Source organism: Microcoleus sp. ARI1-B5 (genome assembly GCF_036705795.1).
Taxonomy (GTDB): domain Bacteria; phylum Cyanobacteriota; class Cyanobacteriia; order Cyanobacteriales; family Microcoleaceae; genus Microcoleus.
Genome location: NZ_JAUBVK010000005.1, coordinates 255,868 through 275,654 on the forward strand (window position 1 = coordinate 255,868; position 19,787 = coordinate 275,654).

The 19,787-nt window shown below is 46.8% G+C and carries 12 protein-coding genes; 3 read left to right on the forward strand and 9 right to left on the reverse strand.

Annotation, left to right across the window (positions count from 1 at the left end; all coding sequences use genetic code 11):
- Positions 1-502 precede the first annotated feature (502 nt).
- The 5 genes from QUB63_RS10815 to QUB63_RS10835 form a co-directional block, all read right to left on the reverse strand.
- Positions 503-2,590, reverse strand: a complete 2,088-nt coding sequence (locus QUB63_RS10815) for a WD40 repeat domain-containing protein (RefSeq protein WP_332945056.1) — start codon at positions 2,588-2,590, stop codon at positions 503-505.
- 342 nt (positions 2,591-2,932) lie between these two features.
- Positions 2,933-7,459 carry a response regulator gene (locus tag QUB63_RS10820; RefSeq protein ID WP_332945057.1) on the reverse strand — a complete coding sequence of 1,509 codons (4,527 nt, stop codon included), beginning with the start codon at positions 7,457-7,459 and terminating at the stop codon, positions 2,933-2,935.
- A 765-nt stretch (positions 7,460-8,224) separates the two neighbouring features.
- On the reverse strand, positions 8,225-11,329 hold the full coding sequence (locus QUB63_RS10825; RefSeq protein ID WP_332945058.1) for an MFS transporter: 3,105 nt from the start codon (positions 11,327-11,329) through the stop codon (positions 8,225-8,227).
- 804 nt (positions 11,330-12,133) lie between these two features.
- The gene (locus QUB63_RS10830; RefSeq protein ID WP_332945059.1) at positions 12,134-12,982 is read right to left on the reverse strand and encodes a glycerol acyltransferase; all 849 of its coding nucleotides are present in this window, start codon (positions 12,980-12,982) and stop codon (positions 12,134-12,136) included.
- 608 nt (positions 12,983-13,590) lie between these two features.
- Positions 13,591-14,943: an NB-ARC domain-containing protein gene (locus QUB63_RS10835; RefSeq protein ID WP_332945061.1), complete on the reverse strand. Its 1,353-nt coding sequence runs from the start codon at positions 14,941-14,943 to the stop codon at positions 13,591-13,593.
- A 246-nt stretch (positions 14,944-15,189) separates the two neighbouring features.
- Here QUB63_RS10835 and QUB63_RS10840 point away from each other — a divergent pair, with 246 nt between their 5' ends.
- The 3 genes from QUB63_RS10840 to QUB63_RS10850 all read left to right on the forward strand — a co-directional run bounded on the left by QUB63_RS10840 (position 15,190) and on the right by QUB63_RS10850 (position 17,368).
- On the forward strand, positions 15,190-16,554 hold the full coding sequence (locus QUB63_RS10840; RefSeq protein ID WP_332945063.1) for a GTPase: 1,365 nt from the start codon (positions 15,190-15,192) through the stop codon (positions 16,552-16,554).
- Positions 16,555-16,805: 251 nt separating this feature from the next.
- Positions 16,806-17,075: a DUF4160 domain-containing protein gene (locus tag QUB63_RS10845; RefSeq protein ID WP_332945064.1), complete on the forward strand. Its 270-nt coding sequence runs from the start codon at positions 16,806-16,808 to the stop codon at positions 17,073-17,075.
- 14 nt (positions 17,076-17,089) lie between these two features.
- Positions 17,090-17,368, forward strand: a complete 279-nt coding sequence (locus QUB63_RS10850; RefSeq protein ID WP_293196921.1) for a DUF2442 domain-containing protein — start codon at positions 17,090-17,092, stop codon at positions 17,366-17,368.
- 91 nt (positions 17,369-17,459) lie between these two features.
- On the opposite strand, the gene QUB63_RS10855 is transcribed toward QUB63_RS10850, so the two are convergent.
- The 4 genes from QUB63_RS10855 to QUB63_RS10870 form a co-directional block, all read right to left on the reverse strand.
- Positions 17,460-18,041 (reverse strand): type II toxin-antitoxin system VapC family toxin, encoded by a 582-nt coding sequence (locus QUB63_RS10855; protein WP_332945066.1) that lies wholly within the window; start codon positions 18,039-18,041, stop codon positions 17,460-17,462.
- Entirely contained in the window at positions 18,041-18,313 is a 273-nt protein-coding gene (locus QUB63_RS10860) for a hypothetical protein (RefSeq protein WP_332945067.1), read from the reverse strand. Before QUB63_RS10860 ends, QUB63_RS10855 begins: the two co-directional genes overlap by 1 nt.
- 421 nt (positions 18,314-18,734) lie before the next feature.
- Complete coding sequence (locus QUB63_RS10865) at positions 18,735-19,124, reverse strand: type II toxin-antitoxin system VapC family toxin (RefSeq protein WP_332945068.1); 390 nt, start codon at positions 19,122-19,124, stop codon at positions 18,735-18,737.
- Positions 19,121-19,351, reverse strand: a complete 231-nt coding sequence (locus tag QUB63_RS10870) for a type II toxin-antitoxin system Phd/YefM family antitoxin (RefSeq protein ID WP_332945069.1) — start codon at positions 19,349-19,351, stop codon at positions 19,121-19,123. Before QUB63_RS10870 ends, QUB63_RS10865 begins: the two co-directional genes overlap by 4 nt.
- Positions 19,352-19,787 lie beyond the last annotated feature (436 nt).

A 19,787-nucleotide genomic window follows, 5' to 3' on the forward strand; every position in this document is an offset into this window, starting at 1 on the left:
GCGGACATAAATAACCTCATCAATAGCTCCCTGAAACCGCTAGCATAAACGGTTTGATTAGGGTACTATGTATAGCAACCGCCACATCTGGCGCGGACATAAATAACCTCATCAATAGCTCCCTGAAACCGCTAGCATAAACGGTTTGATTAGGGTACTATGTAACTGTCACAGGTCACAGGTCAACTGTCAACTGCTATAACTGTCAACTGTCAACTGCTATATAAGCGATATCTCTTACCCAATATTTCGTGTACGAGAATGTAACGTTTGGATAAGACAACCCAACAACCTTCCATTCTTCTGAGAAAACCTCATAGGGAGGATGATCGATGGAAAATATTTGCCCGATTGTTAGCCCTTCAGTGATGTCCATAACCTTGCCCAGCTCCCCATAGGCCCTCATTCCTAGATAGCACTCAGTTCTCCCTCCATCAACAGCTAACAATAGACCAATAGCAAAAGTCCTTTTAATCAAATTTAATCAAATAGGTAGGACGGGCTATTTTTGGAAGAGGTCTAATGATTGATTGGAAACAGCAGTTTCCAGCATGGCATTTACTAAAGGGCTTTGCAGGTACCACAGTTTGATGGTTTTGTCACGGCTAGCCGAAGCCAACGTTTTGCCATCGGGACTCCATGCGACGCTATTGACCCCATCGCTATGGCGGGAGAGGTTCGCGAGCTCTTTTTGGGTTTCCAGGTTCCACAGTTTGATGGTGGAACCTTCAGCCGAAGCCAAAGTTTTGCCATCGGGACTCCATGCGACATCCAAGATGAAATTGCGATGCCCGGTGAGGGTAGCGCTCAGTGTTTGGGTTTCCAGGTTCCACAGTTTGATGGTTTCGTCACCGCTAGCCGAAGCCAATGTTTTGCCATCGGGACTCCATGCGACGCTCAAGACTCCCTGGCTATGCCCGGTGAGGGTAGCGAACTCTTTTTGGGTTTCCATGTCCCACAGTTTGATGGTTTTGTCATAGCCAGCCGAAGCCAAAGTTTTGCCATCGGGACTCCATGCGACGCTAATGACCAATTTACTATGCCCGGTGAGGGTAGCGAACTCTTTTTGGGTTTCCAGGTCCCACAGTTTGATGGTGCGGTCATCGCTAGCCGAAGCCAAAGTTTTGCCATCGGGACTCCATGCGACGCTAGTGACCGCACTGCTATGCCCGGTGAGGGTAGCGAGCTCTTTTTTGGTTTGCAGGTTCCACAGTTTAATGGTGTTGTCACCGCTAGCCGAAGCCAAAGTTTTGCCATCGGGACTAAAAGCGACGCTCTTGACCCAACTGCTATGCCCGGTGAGGGTAGCGAGCTCTTCTTGGCTTTGCAGGTTCCACAATTTGATGGTGCGGTCACCGCTAGCCGAAGCCAAAGTTTTGCCATCGGGACTCAAGACGACGCTCAAGACTCCCTGGCTATGCCCGGTGAGGGTAGCGCTCAGTGGTTGGCTTTGCAGGTTCCACAGTTTGATGGTTTTGTCATAGTCACCCGAAGCCAAAGTTTTGCCATCGGGACTCCATGCGATGCTACTGACCGACGAATAGCTATGCTCAGTGAGGGTAGCGCTCAGTGGTTGGCTTTGCAGGTTCCACAATTTGATGGTGGAACCTTCAGCCGCAGCCAATGTTTTGCCATCGGGACTCCATGCGAGGCTACTAACCGAACCACAGCCATGCTCAGTCAGGGTAGCGAACTCTGTTTGGCTTTGCAGGTTCCACAGTTTGAGGGTGTTGCCATAGCCACCCGAAGCCAAAGTTTTGCCGTCGGGACTCCATGCGACGCTATTGACCGATTTGCTATGCCCGGTGAGGGTAGCGCTCAGTGTTTGGGTTTCCAGGTTCCACAGTTTGATGGTTTTGTCATCGCTAGCCGAAGCCAAAGTTTTGCTATCGGGACTCCATGCGATGCTATTGATCCGATCGCTATGCCCGGTGAGGGTAGCGCTCAGTGTTTGGGTTTGCAGGTTCCACAGTTTGATGGTTTTGTCATCGCTAGCCGAAGCCAATGTTTTGCCATCGGGACTAAAGGCGACACTGCTATGCCCGGTGAGGGTAGCAAGTTCTTTTTGGTTTTGTAGGTTCCACAGTTTGATGGTGGAACCTCCAGCCGAAGCCAATGTTTTGCCATCTGGACTAAAGGCGACGCTAGTGACCACACCGCTATGCCCGGTGAGGGTTGCGTTGTTGGCTGGTTTCGGTGCAGCTATCACTTGTGGTCGGATGTCTTGTGTCGTCTCGCCTAAAGCATTTAGCTGTTTGAATCCTCCGTTCGGGTTTTCCCGCAGGTCTTTAAAGGTCTGTTCAAAACTAAACGAGCGATCGGAAACAGCAGTTTCCAGGATGGGATTTGCTAAATTATTAGTTTGATACAGTTGCTGATTAGCTGGATTGACTCGCTTCCCGCTAAAAAAACAGGCTCTAAACACCATGAACAGAGCCACCGCACCAACAAACGATCTCACAGTTCTCATGTTTAATACCTTTGGCTGTAGTTGATTGAGCCTCTGATTCCCCTCTGTTAAATTTTGCTTTAACTCAGGTGGGCTGTTGATTATTTCTACTGGAACTGGTAATTGTTTAACTATACTCACTAAACTGCTCGTATTCTTGCTCTAGGGCGCAAAAATAGCGAATCTGACACTAACCGCGTGCGACATAAAGTCATCTACTGTCATTGGAACATCATAAGCTGTTGTGCTTTTAAATTGTATATTTCAATAGACCTCTTGCAACAGTCCTTTTAATCAAATTTTCGGACGGGCTCAGAGGCCCATCCCACAAGAAAAAATAATTTTTGTGGGATGGGCGCTCTTGGCCGGTCCTAGCTATTTTTGCACTCTTGTCTAATGACCTATGACCTATTCGTCAAATCTTTTCCCCCTCTCCCCTTTTCCCCCTCTGGAACATAACAGGAAATCTATCTGGGCAGTAGCTTACTCCCTTTCTATTTTCAAGGCCGTTTCGACCCTTTGATACTCGTCCTCAACCTGTTTTAAAAGCCCGCAGGAGTGCCCAGATAAAGGCTGGTTTGCATTTGTCCCCATCCGGCCCATGATTTCGAGTTCCTCGCACAGCTCAAACAAGCGAAAAGCACCGAGAGTACCGCTAATCGACTTCAAAGAGTGAGCAGTTCGCCGCAAAGCTAGCGGATCGCCGTTGCTCAGGGCCATGGAGATGCCTCGCAGCAGTTCGGGAGCTGTTTCGAGGTAAATCTCGATCGCCTCGTCCAAAGCTTCCACATCTCGCAGTCCCTCTATAATCTTGGCACTCAGGCAATCGCGGCTATCTGACTGTGCCCGATCGAGATTTGATGCAGCCCACCCGACGGCTGCGGGCGAATTGGGAATTGTCACTTGTTGATTTCCCGCAACAGCCCCATTCGATCGCACTTCTAATTTAGTCGTTTCTGGGATCTGTTCTGCCTGTGAGTCAAAACCAAAAATCTGCCCGCTGCGATCGAACTGGGCGTGCGATCGAGATTTACAAGCCTTCAAAGCTCGAACCAACTCCTCAATTGCGATCGGCTTGCTCAAATAGTCGTCCATCCCTGCAGCCATGCACTCTTCGCGATCGCCCTGCATCGCATTTGCCGTCATCGCCACAATCCAAGGCCTCGTCCATTTTAGATTTAGGATTTTCGATTTTCGATTGTTAGATTGCTCCTGGGTTGATTTGCGAAAATCGATTTGCGAAAATCGATTGTTAGATTGTTCTTCCTCTGTTTCTGAAACTTCTAATTCTGTGCTGAGATTTTCTGTCGAAAATCGATTGTTATATTCCTCGTCAGTTATTGAAACTTCTGATTCTCCCGTGGGATGTTCTAAGCCGAAATCTGCTGAAAATTGCTCGCGGATGCGGCGGGTAGCTTCCAAACCGTCCATGGACGGCATTTGCACGTCCATCAGCACCACATCGTAAGGCTGGCGGTGCAAAGCTTCGAGCACTTCGATACCGTTTCCCGCCACATCCGCGCGATACCCCATCCGCTGCAAAATTTGCAAAGCCACCTTCTGATTCACCAAATGATCGTCAGCCAACAGAATCCGCAGGGGTAAGTTCTCGGCCAGCACGGGTATGCTTTGCAAGAAAGGCCTGCTGGTGCGCTGCACTTTAATTTCAGTTGCCTGTTTCCCAAAAATATTGATTAAAACATTGTAAAGCTGAGATTGTTTGATCGGCTTGTTCAAAAAAGCAGCAAAATCCACCTCAATCGCAGGGGTGTTAATTTCTTGCCTGCCGATCGAAGTTAGCATGACTAACGGCAACTTTTGGCAATCAGGATACCGACGAATTTGGGCAGCTAAAGCCAACCCGTCCATGTCCGGCATTTGCATATCCAAAATTGCCAAGTCAAACACCTCTTTAGCCGCGAGCCAATCTAAAGCCAAACGAGCCGAAGCTGAAGCCCTAGGCACCATTCCCCAAGACTGAGCTTGGAAAGTCAAAATTTGGCGGTTGGTAGCATTGTCATCGACAATTAAGACTCGCTTGCCAGCTAATTCAGGTTGAGAATTGCTCAAGTTAACTGGCAATGAACTGTTGCAGCCAGAAACGATCGTGCTGAAATAAAAAGTAGAGCCTGCGGATTTGGGATTTTGGCGGCTCTGCTGGCTGCTGAGTACAGATTTGGGAGAGCAATATTTTTCGGCAATTTCGCAAGATTCTCCACCTTCGACATCTAAAACTGCCGCTTTAAAATCGGCAGGAGGATTGCCCGCAACACAACCCATACTTTCCACCCACATCCTGCCGCCCATCATTTCGGCCAAACGCTTGCTAATTGCCAAACCCAATCCGGTACCGCCGTAGTGTCGGCTGGTTGAAGAATCCACCTGGCTGAAAGATTTAAACAGCCGATCCATGCGATCGCCAGGAATACCGATACCGGTATCTTTGACCGCAAATTGTATTTCGTATGCTTGGTTGATTGCTGGCGGTTCATTAGCGTTTACCTGCTGCAGTGAAATCTGTTTGGCCGTCGCCGAAACCACCACTTCTCCAGCTTCGGTAAATTTAACAGCATTGCTGAGCAAGTTGATTAAAATTTGCCTCAAGCGGGCGCTGTCGCCGATCGCCGTTGCCGGTACGGAGCGATCGATCAAGGAACCCAATTCCAGTTTTTTTTGTGCCGCCTTGGCAGCTACCAAGTCGAGAGATTCCTCAATGCAAGTGCGGATGTCAAACGGATGTTCCTCTAAATCTAATTTGCCCGACTCAATTTTCGAGAAATCTAGAATATCGTTGATCAGCGTCAGCAAGGCATCGCCGCTGCTGCGGATAGTTTCTACAAAATCGCGCTGTTCGCGAGTTAAGCGGGTATCCAGCAGCAAACCGGTCATGCCGATGACTCCATTCATCGGAGTGCGAATTTCGTGGCTCATGGTGGCTAAAAATTCGCTTTTGGCTCTGGTAGCCGCCAGTGCTTCGTCGCGAGCTTTTGCCAAATCTACGCCTGTTTGCTGGCGATCGAGTTCGCTCCCCACCCACTGAGCCATCAGTTTCACCAACTCTCTGTCTACAACTCGGAACGGTTCTGTCAGAGGAGTCCCAGAAAAGAAGCACAGAGTGCCGTAAACTTCACCTGCCACCGTGACGGGAATGCCCATGTAAGCTTCGACGTTGAAGGCAGGATCGTCGCTGTTGAAGCACAAACCCGAAAACCTCACCGACTCAAAGTACATCGGTTCTTTTGCCATTGCTGTAGCTACGCAGAAGGTTTTTTCCAGATCGTAGATTTGTGAAGGGGCGATCGAGCCGTCGGGACACTCAACAGCCATTATTTGATAGTTGTCGCCTTGAATCCGCGACAAAATTCCCACCGACAGGCCTAACTGCCGGCATCCCATTGCCAGCAGTTCTTGGAGCCGCAAATCAAAGGTAGAGAGGCGGCCGAGCGGGTCTGTACGGGGAGCCGAAATCACTTGGTACAAAGCTTTAATTGCAGCTTCGCTTTCTCGCAGTTCTTGTTCTGTTTGCTTGCGCACGCTGATGTCGCGGGAAATGCCGATAATTTCTTGCACTCCACCAGTTTGGGGATCGCGGATCGTGCGGCTGGTGGTTTCAAACCAAATGTATTTGCCGTCTTTGCGGCGGATGCGGTAGCTGAGGGTGTAAGTAACTGGCAGCGCCAGCACTTTCGAGTGAGCTTTGGCGACGGTTTCTAAATCGTCGGGGTGAAAATAATCGTTGGGGAGGCGGCCGATCAGTTCTGAAGGTTCGTATCCCAGCAAAGCACGGCTGGCGGGCGAGACGTAAACAAACACGCCTTTGGGGTTGTGTCTGGTGATCATGTCGGTTGAGTTTTCCGCCATCAACCGATAGCGGTCTTCGCTTTCGTTACGTTCGACTTGAGAATTGCCCAATGCTTCTAGCATTCGGTTGATGTCGTCTGCCAAGCTTGCGAGTTCATCGGCTCCTGGCATCTGAACGCGCAAGCCGGAGTCGCCGTTGGCTGCGATGTTGCTGACGCTGCTGCTCAAGTGGGCCAATCTCGCCAATACTAATTTTTCTAGCAACAGCAGGGCGATCGCGCTAAATACTAAACCTACTGCCAGTATTGATAAGGTAAAGAAATTCAAGGTAGCCTGACCTTGGCGGTAGATTACTCGGTCTACTTCTACTCGCAGCAGCAGCGCTAGCTTGCCCCGGATGTCGCGAATCAGGGCGTATCCTGCGACTACGCTGTCGCTGAGCGGCTCGACTAAAATTTCTACTGATTTGAGGTTGGAAATTTTGAGTTTGAGATTGTCCAAATCTTGCCTCGAGCGAGCGAGCGCCTTAGCGCCCTGCCCGGAGTAGTTCGCGGCTCCCACTTTAAAATCTAAACTCGGCAATCTAAAATCCACTGACAGGTGGGTCAGTTTTGAAAGCAAACCGATTTCGGTGCTGTCGAGGTAGCGTGCCAGGATCAGCGTCCCCCGCGGCGGGCCTTGGGCGTTGCTGTCGAAGATGGGCTTTGAGGCAATCAGCAGCGTGGCTTCTGGCAGGGTAATGACGCCTGTTTTGGCAGCGCCTCGATCGTCAGAACCTGTCGGGGACTCTAGCAGCTCGGAAATCAAGTGTTGTTTTAAGTTTGCCGGAATCGGCATTTCGGTTTTGGATTTCAGGTCGAAACCTTTGCTGAAGATCGTCTTACCGTTGGAGTCCAGCAGCACCAATAAGTTTAATCTCAAGTAAACAAATGTCGAATCGACGAAATTTGACTTGACAAAATCCTCGTTCCGTGTATCGACGTAAGAGTAAGTATCATCCCACTCGGCGTAATCTTGGGCGCTGGTGTCTAAATTCGACAAGTCGTCATCTAAGGCGTCCAAAGCCCGCGCGACATCCTGGCGGACGTATTGTGCCTCCAGGTTGTTAAAATCGTGCAGCAAAATGGTTGATGCAGTGGCATAGAGAACCACAATCAGGCTGATTAGCGCTGCTGCGATGATTAATAGTGTTTTTTTTCGGAGTTGCATGGCGTCGCCCCCCTCACGGTGCTACTAGGCAACTAGCCTGGGGAGGTTTGAGACGTAGGTGGTTTAGCATTTGCGATCGAGTCGGGCCTGCGTATTTTGACTGTTGTGGGCTGACCAAAGAAAAGCCCTCGGTATGTCCAAGGTATCGGGTATGTAGCCCCCCACAGTCAGTGTAGTATTTTCACATCTTTAGTTCCCTTCATTATGCACAACCGATCGCTTACAAGTGATGGCCTGAGCGCGATTTTCAAAAGAAACGGGCGATCGCGCCACAAAACAGTTCCCGTTTGATACTGACCGAGCCCGCAGGCGGGCGGTTGGGAGAACAGGCGTGCGGGGTTGAGATCCCTAAATATTACCGAAAAATTGGGTCGATCGTTCCGAATGCAAGTCCTCTGTCGTTTGATGAGGAATGCAAGTCCTCACTACCAACCAATTAAAATGTATAAATTCACAGCTTATCTTAAAAAAAAACTTCTCTAAGCGGATTTACACAAATATTAAATAGTGCCAACAAATGCAAATAAATTATAGCAACCGCCACATGGCGTGAGGGCATAAATAACTGCCGTGAATGGAGACGAGAACCCACAGCATAAACGGTTTGATTCCCGTACTGTGTAACTGTCAACTGTCAAGCGGTCAACTGTCAACTGCTATAAATAAACTCACCCAACATAAAATCCTTTACTAAAATTAATGCCTGATGTCAGTAATAACTCACATCAGGCACTATTTGCAATTCGATCGCAAATTAAGTCTTTTTTACCGGATGACGGCTAAAGCACCAGCGCCCGCAGCCGCAGCGGCCGAGGTAAGAGCCGTGAAAAACAGCCACCAAGATGCAACTTCCGCTGCTTTCCGGGTTTCTTCAGCTTGTTTTTCAGCTTGCAATTTGATGCTTTCGAGGCGAAGCTGCGCTTCTTGCTGCAAGCGTTCTGCTCTTTGCAAGACGCTGTTGCGGCTTCTTTCAATTTGGTCGATCAAGCGGTTGGCATCTGCTTCGGAAATGTCCTCGCGCGAACTAATTAGGGCTACTAAAGTATCGCGGTTGAAATGACCGAGGCGATCGCGCAAAGCATCAAATCCGGCTTGCGGATCGTCAAACAACTTGCGAACGTCCCGCGTAATGCCTTCGTAATTGAGCTCCGGGCGATCGAGCGAATTGAGGTAATCCCGAACTTTTCCTAGAATCCCGTCAATTACCGACTGAATGCGCTCCTGGATTTTCTGGATTTGCTGTGCGAATTGGTCGCGCACCGACAAAATTTGATCGACAATCCGAGCAGCTTCTGCTTCCGAAATATCCGGCCGCTGGGACAGCAGAGAAATCATAGTCGCTCGATCGATATGCGACAGCCGCTCGCCCAAACTGTAAGCGCCGACTTTTGGGTCGTGCAGCAGCAGTTGCAAGTCGCGCTTGATGGCTTCGGGATTTAATTCTTCCTTGCCCGTATTGCGCAAATAATCCTCTAAAACGCTCTGAAAATCCTGGACTTGGGTTTGCACTCGCTTTGCCAAACGGCGCGGCGCTTTCACGATCGATCCTAGAGTTTCCTGCACTTGGTCGATAATTTGATTGACTTGTTCCTCGGTCAAATCTTCTCTCTGAGAAAGCAGCTTGACCAAAGTATCGCGATCGACCTGAGACAGGCGGCCCCGCAGCGCTAAAGCCCCTTCCTTGGGATTTTCCATCAGTTTCGTCAAATCCCGCTTAATCCCTTCAGGATTGAGTTCTTCCTTGCCAGTCTTGCGGAGGTAATCTGCCAGGGCGGTAGTAGTTTGGTCGTACTGATCCTTGGCTTTTTCAGCCAACTTTTGCGGTGCTTCCAGCGCGCTGTGCCAAGTTTCTTCGGCGCTGTCGAGAAGCTGGTTTACTTGGTCTTCGCTGAGGTCTTTCCGCTGAGATAGCAATTTTACCAAAGTTTCGCGATCGAACCGAGAAGCTCTAGCTCTCAGCGCCCACATTCCCGCTTCCGGGTTGTCCAGCAGCGTTTTAAAATCGCGCTTGATGCCTTCGGGATTGAGTTCTTCTTTGCCCGTAGACTTCAAGTATTCTTGTACTTTTTGCCACTGATTGTCTAGTCGGACTTGCGCTGCTTCTTGCAGACCTTGAGAATCTGCTAAAACTACATCTCGCGTCCTTTCCAACTCTTTAACAATCTGTTCTACTTCTTGGAAGCCGAAGTTTTCGCGGCCTCTGAGGATTTGCACGAAACTGTCGCGGGTGTAAGGAGCAAGCCTCGCGCGCAACTGTTCGTAACTAGCGTCAGAATCCTCTAAGATTTTTTTGAAATCGCTCCCGATACCTGCTGCTGTCAGTTCTGCTTTCGGCGTCAGCTTCAAATAAGTTTCCACCCGCCACTGCAAATCCCGAGCTTTTTCTTGCTCCTCGGCAAAGATGACGGTTTGTAAAACTCGCTGTCTTATTCCTTCTAATTCCTGGGAAATTTCTTTAATTTTGTCTTGGGTAAAAACGCCTCGACTGGCCAGGATTTCGGCAAAATTAGACTGATTGAGTTTTTCTAATTCGCGGCGCACAGTTCCCGGATCGGCGGTTGGATCGTAGAGCACGTCACGAAATTCGCGCTCGATCGCGGTAGGGTTCATCTGCCACGAATAAGTGTTGAGCAAGTAGTTTTCTACGTCAGCGCGAATTGGGCTGTAAGTTTCTGGTTCGCCTTTGACTTGAGCGGTAACTTTATCAGCTTGCTGGCTAACTTTGTCTTTAGCTGCTTTGAGCTGACCGACTACTTTTTCCACATCTAAGTCAGAAATATCCGTGCGGCCCAAAACTACTCCCATTAAAGCATTGACTGCCATTGTCGTTGCTTGGGACATCATTGTGGGGTTTTGTCCGGAATTTTGAGTACCCAGATTGCCGAGAACTTTTTCTACCCTACTTGTCAGCGTATCTGAGAGCAAATCTCCCGATTTTGCTGATTTGAGATAATCTATCAATTGGGCGATGCCGTCTGATTTCTGGTCTTGTTTTCCTACTTGTTTCCAAGCATCTTGGAGTTGGTCTACAATCCGGTTGACATCGCGTTTTGACAAGTCCGATCGCGAACTTACTAAATCTACAAGAGTTTGGCGATCGAGATTCGGCAAATTTTCGCCCGCAATGCTTTTGAGTTGCGGATCGTTGAGCAATTTTTCAAACTCGCTGCGCATCCCTTTGATGTCTAATTCCGGCGGTTTGAGGCTTTGAATGTAGTCTTCAACGTTTTCTCGCAAGCTTGTGGGGTCGATCGCGCTACCGAGTTCGTGGCCCACTGCGGCGGCTGCTGCTTTGGCTGTGGCGACTACTTGATTGCTAGCTGCTTTGGCGCCGAGGGCTGCGGCTGCGGTGCCGAAAATGGCTTGAACGCCTGATGTCGCGGTGTTAACGACGGAACCGATCAGGGAACCGACGGTGGTGGAGCTCACCCAGACGAGGAGTGAGAAATAGGCGGCCCAGACGACTAAACCGACGATCGCACCTAAACCGGGGCTGCTAATCAAGCTGAGCTTAACTGCTAGCAAGCAAGCGAAGAATAGGGCGACGGTGACGGTGATTAGCGTCCAAGTGCCGACTTTGCGGCCGATGTGGCGGACTGGGGGGCTGTTGCTATCCGACGAGTGGTGTCCGTCGTCGTGGGATTGTCCGATGTAGGAAAGGCCCGCGGCTACTGATAAATTTGTTAGCAAGAGTTGGAAAGCGCAGGCGAGCACGACTCCAGCTATCAGGGCGATAAAAAATTGCGGCCCGGAATAGAGGAGTGCTGCGTCTTCTACTCTGTTTGTTGTTGTAGTCTGCTCTACTGGCACTTGAGCCAGCCAGAACCCGATGTTATACAGTTGTGGATTTATTGGCAAATTTTGATACATAGTATATTCCTCGTTAAAGGGTGGGTGCGCGCGATCGCTGGCGCGAGCTGACTAATGTATAGTTTGAGACTCATGCCCCCAATGGCAAGCATCGCTTTATTGACGAGCTAAAGCATCCCCCTACAGTCGGAAGTGTATAAATATGTCTGCGGCCTACTGTTGATTGAGAGATAATTGTGCTATGCCAATTTTGTTTGATTTGTGAATTAGACTTTTTTTAACGCACCGAAACACTTGTAGGGGCGGCTTTCACTAACAGTCTTTGAGACACATTCACAATATCTACAGTCCCGGACGCAACAACGTACCTTCTTGTGATAACCGGGAATTCAACGGACATGGTATTAGTTATTAGCCTTCAAACAAGTGCTTGTCACAGATGCGAAAGTTGGTCAAGCATTTTTGGAAGTTCTGCACATGATTGAGCCGCCGGCGGTACTTTTTAATCCTAGAATTGCGGTAAAGGCGATCGGGCAATTATACCATTTTAGATTTTACAAGTAGGGAAACGGCATTGCCGTGTCCGGCGGTTGGTTCGCCGAATGGAAGATAATTTGTATACAATTTAAAAATCTAGCAATAGTTTGTTGAATTGGTATTAGTTCGCGATCGCACGGGGTGGTCAGAAACCGGGTTGATGGACGAAAATCTTTCGTTGTAGTCCGCAGATTCGCCAACCAACCCGGTTTCTTTGGGCTGATGCGTCCAGGACTGGGTATAAATTATGATAGCAATTGCCAAAGTTTTTTGCAGTCATAATTTTAGCACTTAAACATTGGGCTTTAAGGACTGAAGTCCGAACGATCAAACCAAATTGTCTAATTGTGCTTGCATTTGATTGGTAACTAAATCGAAACAAGCATCGACATAATCGCGATCGCCCGCAGCTTCCTTACCGTACCTCTCAAACACGATCGGTTTGCACACGCGAGTCCGAATTTGCACGGGAAAAGGCAGATTTGGCAAAGGCCCAATACTCAGTCCCCACGGCAATCCCAAATACACCGGAAATACCACCGGATCGATGCCCAACAACCACGGCATCCCCCATTCATGCAATTGCTTAACTTCTTCGTAAAAATCTGCCAAAACTATTAGAGTATCGTGGGCACCGTGGGATATAATTGGTACAATTGGCGCTTCTTCTCGCAATGCTAACTTAATAAATCCCTTGCGTCCCGCAAAGTAGATTTTATCGCGCAAGTGGTGGGGGCGAAAAACATCTTGGGCGCCGCCCGGATAGACGAGAACAGGGGCATTTTTGCGCAAAGCGGCGATCGCCATTTTCGGATGTGCTTTGAGGGCACCGCACTGAACCGCCATGCCAGCAATATCAGGAGAAACTTGCCAAATCGTCGGGTGCATCAATCCGTAGGCCGATCGCTCCGTACCGTACCTGTGGAACCATTCGTATAGGAACATAAACATATCGGGAGCGGCGATTCCTCCGTTGTGAGAGCCGACAACGAGCATTTTTCCGCTCGCGGGGACGTGGTGCCAGCCGTCGCTTTGTACGCGAAAATAGTAGCGGTACAGCCATTCCCAGACTGGCAGCAAAAGTTTAATGAAGTCGGGATTGCGATCGTCTAAGGATAATCCGTCAAAGCGAGATGTTTGGCTGTTGTTTCTGGGGCTGGATGCGGAATGTTTCATTGATTGGTGCTGAAGTGCGATCGATCGCAAAACAAGGTAATCTTAGCATTGTAAGTTATTTGAACAGATGCAAATAGTCAGAAACTGAGTTTCCAGTGAAAGGTGCGGATCTATGAGATATGGCATGAAATTGAGGGATTGTTCTCGTGCGACACACCCTACGACTACTGTTGCACGATGAGAGGAAAAATGGTATAACATCGATTAACCGCAATTGCTGTAGGGGCGGGTTCGCCGATATCTTCGATACAAATCCGAGATGAGTGTAAACCCGCCCCGGCCGGGATATGATAGTCGATCGATCGCACAATAGGCGCGGTACAATATTCCCAAGAGCAAAGTATTTGGGTCGCAGCGATTGAGCCACATCTGATTATATCAATTTGATGACTCGGCGGTTGAAACCGCGTCTATACAACCAAAGTCCGCCTGCGCGGACTAAGAAATAATGGGATATTTAACATCGATCGACCGTAATTGGTGCAGGGGCGGGTTCGCCGAGATTTTCGAGACAAATCCGAGATGAGTGTAAACCCGCCCCGGCCGAGATATGATGGTCGATCGCACGCACAATATCTGACAAAAATATTGCGCGAATCCAGCTTGAGTTACAACTCTTTAATATACTGCCTCAATACAGGTGGCAAAGAGTACAATTTTCCTGTTTTTTCAATCAAGCACCGCCGCGATAAAGATTGCAGCGCATTGAGCAAATCTGGCGATCGCACTGTGCCATATTCGAGTAATTTTGCCAAGTTGACTGGCTCGCTTTCCCTACACAACAAAGATAGAACTTGTTTTTCTATTTCCGATAAGCGGCTGAACTGCTGCTGTAAAACATCTTTCAAATCTTCGGGCAACAATACGGTATCATTTAATAATAATTCATTTGCGTCAATTCCCAACTCTTGAATCAGAGTCGCCACGCTTTTTAACCATAACGGATTCCCTTGGTAGCGGTGAATGAGTGCTTCGCAGTTATCGATTTCTGCTAATCCTTTATCTCTGAGAATCTCCCGTGCGGCCGGGATATCTAAGCCTGTGAGTTGTAAAATACGAATGGGAGTATTTTCGCTGGTAAGTTGAGGAACTTCTTTGGGTGGTTCCCAACCGATTAGCAGGAAGCAACAGGGATGGGATAATTTTTCTATTTGTTTAAATAAAGAGCGATATTCTTCGTATCCCGGTTTATATTTTCCTGCTAATTCGCCGCTGCTGAACAAATTGTGAACGTCATCTAAGACTACTAAACACCGATGTTTTTGTAAATATTTAATTAAGGGTAATACTTTCTGGTTAGTTATCGGTAAATCTTGCTTTGCTGACTGGGAGAAAAACTGGATTAAGTTGGCTTCCAATTCAGGGAGAGTGGGGGATGTGTAGAGATTGCACCAAATGACGTATTCAAATTCGTCTTTTATTTGTTGTACGAGTTGTATTGCTAGGGATGTTTTGCCGGTGCCGAGTCCGCCGGTGATGGTTGTGAGGCGGCTGTTTTGTTGTAGAATCGAGGTTGTGAGGGTTTTGAGTTCGAGGGTGCGATCGTAGAAAGCACCTAATTCTGGCATTTCGCTTAAATCTTGATGTGATGTTTCTTGATTTGGTGAATGTGAGTTTGGTATGTTTGGCGGGTGTCTAGCTTCTCCACAATAATTAACTAAGCCTATTTGCACAGAGTCTTGTGCAAAATGTGAAACTATTGAGACTTGGAATCTCTGCATTGCAGAGCGAAAAGTCTTTTTATTAACATCTTCTGCTAATTCCTCTGAAAGTATTTGCCATAACTTTGAGCCAACATCCCTAACATAACTCTCGTTACAGTGAATCTCCTCGGCAATTTGGGTGTATTTCTCACCTTGCATTGTTCCCCGCAGAATCGCCTCTTGTAAGTCATCAAGGTGTTCACCCGTCTTGGCAAACACGATATCGTCAGCCATTTTTAACACTTCCTCAAGATTCATGCGGCATCGCAGATGTTGTGATTTTCCGTATTATACCTAACTTTTTCCAACATTTTCTGGCATTTGCCAACATTTTTCATGCGGGGGAGTTGGAGTAGCAAGCAAAATTGCCAACAAAATTGAGCTTTTTTGGCTAGAAAAAAGATAAATTATAAGGAATAATATAAATCAAATCTACATAATAAGAGTAAATTAAATTAACTTAATATACTTTGTAGTCAGCAGTAATTATGTTTTTAAATTAATATGGAAACGCCAAAAATTAATATTGCTATCGCTGGTCGCACCAACGTAGGAAAAACCACTCTAATCAGAACTTTTATGAAAGCGTCTGTTGGAGATGTGAGAGATTCACCAAATGTTTCGCCGAGAGAAGAGGCATATTATTTTGACGGAATACAAGCAAACTTTATAGATACTCCCGGCTTTCAAAATGCTTCTGCTATGGGGATGTACCTTGATATGCTGGATGAAAATCCTAACTCTAAGATGCTGGATAAATGGCAAGATGATATTACTTATGATGCAAAAGCGATAAAGGCACTGGAAAAGAGTAATTTAGTGCTTTATGTTGCAAGTTTAAGCTCTGTTCCTGATGACAGTTTTAAAGCAGAAATTTCTCTTATTAAACGCAAATGCTCAAAAATTGTAGCTATTATTAATCAATATGAAAAGGAACTTAGAGCAACTAACGCAACAGAAGTCGAAAATCGGGTAGAACAATGGAATATCTTCTTCAAAGGACAATCTGTTAATAGCGTCATTATGTTCGATGCTCACTGGGATAATCCTGCAAAAATAAGTCAAATCTACGATGAAATTGTCAAGATTCTTGATTCCGAACAGCGATCGCAGTTTCTGGAAGGGATAAAACGATATAAGGAAAGACAGTTAGAGATAACACGAGAGGCTTGCGATATGCTCGCTTCTCTGATCAAAGATTGCGAAAAAAACGCAGCCGATATTATTTCAAAAGGAGATTATAATAAACAGCTAAAACTTGAAGAAGCTAAACAAAGAGTAGCGCGTAAGATCAATGGCTCTCTTGCTGAATTTGTCTACTGTGTTTGCGATCTCTACAAAGTAGCAGCAGAGCATCCGACAACTTCAAGAGATGAATTACTTCTGCTGATGAAGCCAAAGGCTAACTATGCTAACAGAATAACTACTGGGAGCGGGGCAGCAGCACTTATAGGAGGTGTTAGTGCGTTCATGGGAGCCATTTTGGGAGGTGTAATCACGGGAGTTCTAACGGGTGGAGTAGGTGCTTTACCCGGTGCGCTGACTTGGGCACAAATTGGAGGGACAATAGGGGCTGCTATGGGAAGTATGTTCGTCTTCTCTGATGATGGTGATACTGTCACGATCAATATCGACGAAGAGCAGATGAAAACTCTTTCAATTAAAGGTATAGCTATCATCTGGGGATTATCAAAGAATGGCTATGGACGTGCAAAAGAGCTTTCATCTGATGAGGCCAAAAATATTGAAGAGAAAGTTCGTCTTCAACAAGCTTTGTGTCGTCAAATAAATTTGGCTAGTTCTAATAAGATAGACATACTTCAATACTGTGAGAAAATTCTTGACTTGCTGGAACGGGAAAGCACATAGCAGAGCGATCGCCCTTGTTATTGTTTCCGATCGCATCGATCGCCCCAACACGCATTAAGGGCGATCGCCCTTTCTTGTTTCTGATGAGCTATAGTTGAAAATGAAAGAGCGCTCGCCCTTATTATTGTTCAACCCGGAGCGAGATCCCCACCGAGCGTCAAGAGCGAGATCGCCCAAACCCCACAAATATCGCAAGATTTAGCGCGATCGCTTACAATAGAAAGTATAATCAACGCCCAAAATCAGTCGCCATGCCTGTAATTTCAATGTTTTATGGTGTCATCGTCAGAATGTACTACTTTGATAACCAAAAACATCAATGCCCGCACATCCACGTCAGCTATCAAGACGATGAAGCCGTATTTGCCATCCCTAATGGCGATATGCTTGAGGGGCAACTACAAAGATCTAAACTCAAGCTGGTTCAAGCCTGGATCGAAATCCATCAAGATGAACTGATGGCGGATTGGCAACTCGCAGTCAATGGGCAACAAGTCTTCAAAATCAACCCCCTCCAGTGATTCGGAGTAATTATATGTCTCCCAAAGTCATCAAGGTCGAACCCTTAGAAAACTATCGACTTCGCCTCACCTTTAGTAATGGCGAAATTCGTCTCTTTAATGTCACTCCCTATCTCGACAAAGGAATATTCACCGAACTTCAAAATATCGAATATTTTCAGCAAGTCAAACTTACTTTTGGCAGCATTCAATGGCCCCACGAGCAAGATTTTAGTCCGGATACCCTCTATCTTACCAGTCAACCCGAAGAAAAAACAGTAGAGTCGATATCGCCTTCCCCAGCCCTACGATAGTAATGTCTCAAATAAAAAAACGATGATTGTGGTCATAAAGAAGGCAGCGATCTCCCTTATAAATTATTTTGAAACAGGAGCGATCGCCCTTCTAATTTTTGCCCACAAGAGCGATCGCACCAACACGCATCAAGGGCGATCGCCCTTTCTTGTTTCTGATGAGAGATCGCCTAAAATGAAAGAGCGATCGCCCGAAACTAATGCAGCCATTACCTGTTGTCCTTTGCATTACGATTGCTCCGTCTGGAGGCATTTCTCGATCGACAACTACCAACCCCACACCGCAGCGATTTGCCGCTTCCGCTAAGCGGGTATCGAGTGTGGCGATCGGCAATTCCAATCGTACTGCTAACTCTAAATAAGCTGCATCATAAGCAGCTAAACCTTCTTGTCTTCCTAGTACCAGAGTTGACGAGAGTGCGTTGCTATCCGTAGCTTCATCAACCTGAATTAAAAGTGATTGTAACAAAGCAATCGCCATTTCAGATTGCTCAGTCGTCATGCGGTTTCGTCGCTCAGCAACCAGGAGAGTATTAGCAACTTCTAGCGACCAAATGCCTGGTACAAATGCTTCGCAATCCGGCATCATCGCGAGTATAGCATTGGCATAATCGTTATCTTCATCGACTAAGCACCAACTGATTGCTACAGAACAATCAAGTACAAACTGCATTAAAACCTGCGCCCTTCTTCAATCATGGAACGTATTGAATTTTTATCCAAGGCAATTTCTTTACGCAGTTGTAGCATTTTAGTAATTGCTGCTTGAATTGATTTTTTAGTAGTTAGCTTTCCCCAAGCGTTATACTTCGGTTTAACTTCCTCAGATGTTAGAGGCTGTACAACTACTAGAACTTCAACAGAAGTATCTTTAAACTCAGTGGGCATTTGGAGAAGCAATATACCATCGGTTCCAATATGCGAGATCAATTTCATTGTTTCCATGTCAGACTCCAGAAACTTTGAGCAATTATAGTTTACCTCGAAGCTCTTGACCTTGACCAGTATCTTGACCGATCGTATAGGTACAGAGGAATTGGCTCATCGAGCGCACTTCGTACAATGACCAAGCAGTGTGATGATTAGACTCAAGCGTGCGATCCCAACCCTTCCGTAGGTTAACTTTCCTCCCTCAACCCAACATTCATCGGCGTTTAATCTGACTTTGGGAAAGATCGAGATCCCTTTCCTACATATTCCATTAACCCTCGCGTCACCCCAACCTCTGTTTCCACTCACAATCCGATCCATTTCCACCATCTCAAAGAGCGATGATTGCACACAAGGGGACGCGCGGCATAGCTATCCTGTAGGGATCTCGCCACAGCAAAAAAGTGCGATAGCCCACAAAAATATAGAATATTGCCTAACTGAGTGTTTGTACCACCGAATTACCTGTAAGGTTGGCATCAACTGTAGCTAATATTAACTCATAGTAAATAGCTGTGGCGGCAATAAATCGGTCTCCTGGGTCTTGATGGGGTAGTGCAATCTCGCGACTTAAAATGGCAATGGCAGGATTCATTGGGGCTTCACGAGTTTCCAAAGTTTTTAAAGCTAAATTAACCCATGTAACCGGATCTGGCTGTAAAGATATCCGTCCTTTTTCTGCAAGGATGAGCGTCTCCCAAATGCTAATTGGACTCAACCAAAGTTCATTATCAGAATCGGAAATAGCCGTTTGAAGTTGGAGCGATAGGCGTTCGTCACCGAGTAAATACCAAAGCAAAATATGGGTATCGACTAAAATTTTCATTCTAAAACCTCCCACATTTCGGCAACAGGAGCAATTAAATCTCCTAATATTTCACCGCTTCCTTTCATTGTGCCAAACGCGGGGCGTAGGGTTTGGGTAGTGGCAGGATAAATAATCACTAATGGTTTCCCTTCATGGATGATGGTGAGGGGGGTTTTAGTACGTTCGACCTCTATAAATAGAGTCTGGAGGGTTTGGGGTAATTCAGCCGTGGTAATTTGTATCATGTTTCGACCGTAAAGAGTTTTTGATAGTTGATATCTGAGCCTGAGCAATCAGCAAGCGTTTTTATAAAGCATTTCAATCTCTCATATCGAATGCTGCCAAAATATCTTTTGGCAAAGGAGCGTTAAAGTCCTCTGGTACAATAAATCTCCCTCGATCTTGCCCTAAACTAGCTCGTCGATTCGATGAATTACGAAACGGAACTAACTTCGCTATTGGGATAGATCCGTTTGAAATAATAATTTATTCTCCAAGTTCCACACGCAACAATAGTTAGGAGAGATTTGTCTTAGCTCGATCGATATTTACAGTTTCCATAATCTTAAAAAACTAAGTTTATAAACTAAGTTTACTCCGATTGTGAAAGTTATGCAAGTTGGTAGCTTTCCCCTTGAGCGAGATCCCTTTCCTACATATTCCCTTAACCCTCGTGTCACC

Excerpts from the sequence above, each read along its gene's own strand:
- QUB63_RS10820 (WP_332945057.1), bottom strand. The coding sequence starts at position 7,459 with ATGCAACTCCGAAAAAAAACACTATTAATCATCGCAGCAGCGCTAATC.
- QUB63_RS10825 (WP_332945058.1), bottom strand. The coding sequence starts at position 11,329 with ATGTATCAAAATTTGCCAATAAATCCACAACTGTATAACATCGGGTTC.
- QUB63_RS10830 (WP_332945059.1), bottom strand. The coding sequence starts at position 12,982 with ATGAAACATTCCGCATCCAGCCCCAGAAACAACAGCCAAACATCTCGC.
- QUB63_RS10835 (WP_332945061.1), bottom strand. The coding sequence starts at position 14,943 with ATGAATCTTGAGGAAGTGTTAAAAATGGCTGACGATATCGTGTTTGCC.
- QUB63_RS10840 (WP_332945063.1), top strand. The coding sequence starts at position 15,190 with ATGGAAACGCCAAAAATTAATATTGCTATCGCTGGTCGCACCAACGTA.
- QUB63_RS10845 (WP_332945064.1), top strand. The coding sequence starts at position 16,806 with ATGCCTGTAATTTCAATGTTTTATGGTGTCATCGTCAGAATGTACTAC.
- QUB63_RS10850 (WP_293196921.1), top strand. The coding sequence starts at position 17,090 with ATGTCTCCCAAAGTCATCAAGGTCGAACCCTTAGAAAACTATCGACTT.
- QUB63_RS10855 (WP_332945066.1), bottom strand. The coding sequence starts at position 18,041 with ATGCAGTTTGTACTTGATTGTTCTGTAGCAATCAGTTGGTGCTTAGTC.
- QUB63_RS10860 (WP_332945067.1), bottom strand. The coding sequence starts at position 18,313 with ATGGAAACAATGAAATTGATCTCGCATATTGGAACCGATGGTATATTG.
- QUB63_RS10865 (WP_332945068.1), bottom strand. The coding sequence starts at position 19,124 with ATGAAAATTTTAGTCGATACCCATATTTTGCTTTGGTATTTACTCGGT.
- QUB63_RS10870 (WP_332945069.1), bottom strand. The coding sequence starts at position 19,351 with ATGATACAAATTACCACGGCTGAATTACCCCAAACCCTCCAGACTCTA.